Here is a 245-nt window from a genome sequence, read left to right on the forward strand (position 1 = left end):
AAGTCTTAACCATCGTGTTCGGGATGTATAACGGGTGTTTCCCCTAAGCGCATTGCCACCAGCATTGTTATGAGCACTTAGCAATCGTTTTTTGATTGCTTATGTGCGATACATACTTGGCCCTTAACGAATTAGGATCTTTGATCCGTAATGAGTTTAGTAGTCCAAGTAATTGTTATTAAGTTCAACTTAATAACTCAACAGCGAAACAACTGCTTTACTCGATTTCCTTAGAAAGGAGGTGA

1 rRNA gene (only partly in view) is annotated in these 245 nt (G+C 39.2%); it reads right to left on the reverse strand.

Features of this window, described 5'->3' with window-relative positions:
• Positions 1 to 4, reverse strand: a 5S ribosomal RNA gene (gene rrf, locus DW183_RS12950); it reaches 115 nt to the left of the window's first position.
• Between the last annotated feature and the right edge of the window lie 241 nt (positions 5 to 245).

The organism is Roseburia sp. AM16-25 (genome assembly GCF_003473825.1).
Lineage (GTDB): Bacteria > Bacillota > Clostridia > Lachnospirales > Lachnospiraceae > Pararoseburia > Pararoseburia lenta.